This window comes from Vibrio sp. Vb1574, assembly GCF_033338675.1.
This window is the reverse complement of sequence record NZ_JAWOTC010000471.1, coordinates 1-1,032: the sequence shown is the minus strand read 5'-3', so window position 1 is coordinate 1,032 and position 1,032 is coordinate 1. Positions and strand designations below refer to the sequence as shown.

1 protein-coding gene and 2 pseudogenes are annotated in these 1,032 nt (G+C 47.4%); all 3 read right to left on the bottom strand.

Annotated features, from left to right (window positions below):
* Positions 1–263, bottom strand: a pseudogene (gene vscL, locus R7O12_RS26960) (SctL family type III secretion system stator protein VscL); the annotation flags it as partial.
* Positions 242–907, bottom strand: a complete 666-nt coding sequence (gene vscK / locus R7O12_RS26955; protein WP_318127125.1) for a SctK family type III secretion system sorting platform protein VscK — start codon at positions 905–907, stop codon at positions 242–244. The pseudogene vscL and the gene vscK, both read right to left, overlap by 22 nt.
* Positions 900–1,032 (bottom strand): annotated as a pseudogene (locus R7O12_RS26950) (EscJ/YscJ/HrcJ family type III secretion inner membrane ring protein); the annotation flags it as partial. The gene vscK and the pseudogene R7O12_RS26950, both read right to left, overlap by 8 nt.

Below are 1,032 nucleotides of genomic sequence, written 5' to 3'. Positions count from 1 at the left end.
TAATATTCATTGCAGCGAGCCAAAGTAGCGACCATCGCCTGCGCATTTTCTATTTTCGCCTGCTCCAAACCATCTTGATAGCCGCGCTGCTTTTCGGTTTCATACGCTTGCTGCGCTTTAGCAATGATGCTGTCGGCTTTCGAATTCGCCGCTTCAACCAAATGTTGCGAATCGAGATAACTAACGTAATCCTTGGCTTTGAGCACCTTTAAACCTGGCGCTAACTGCAAGTTGTCGGTTTTTATTTCAACAAATGAAACCATTGGGGAATAACCTGTTTTGCGATTTTTTTGGTGAGTCGGTACGCGAGATCACGTTGCTCTTCAACAAGCCAAGAGGTGTTTTCTTTCACTTGGCTAAGTGATTGATCGAGCTTGAACTGCCAACGGAGCAAAATATCGTGAGAAGAGCTCGCTAAGATAAACTTCATCCATGCGTAGCCCTGTTTGAGCATGTGACGTTCAACTTCGTCTTCTTTCATCATGTCTGGTAGCGCTTTTTGCCAACCTTTCGGCCATTGTGACAACAACATCGGCCCTTGCTGAATAAGAAAACGGGCGATATCCAAACCAAACACGTTGTTCAAACACTGCTTGGGCTTTTTAAGTACCACTTGGCGCATCGCAAAACTGTGCAACGCCCCGCCAATGGTGAGCATTAACGTACTGAGCGCATCAGGAGGAAGCAGAGCCAAGCTATGGTGTGGCTTGTTAAAAGCCGTTTCTGGAACAGGCGCAAGCGCCCACTCTTCTAAACACCAAAGGTTGAAGTTTGGGTTATCTCGCCAGCCATCCAGATTAAGAAGCCAAGGCTGTTTTGGCACGATCCAGTTTTGCTCTAGGTACTGGCATGGGCAGTAGTTGAACTGATGCACCACCTGAGCCATCGGTGTTTCAGGTTTAACCACGCTTTGCGCTCCTGCGGCACCACGTGAACGTCGCGACATTCGAGCCAATCAATAGCAGTACCATAAACACTAAAATCCCGATGAGATGGTTCGCCGTTTCTTTGGTAACTTGCACCGACAAAATA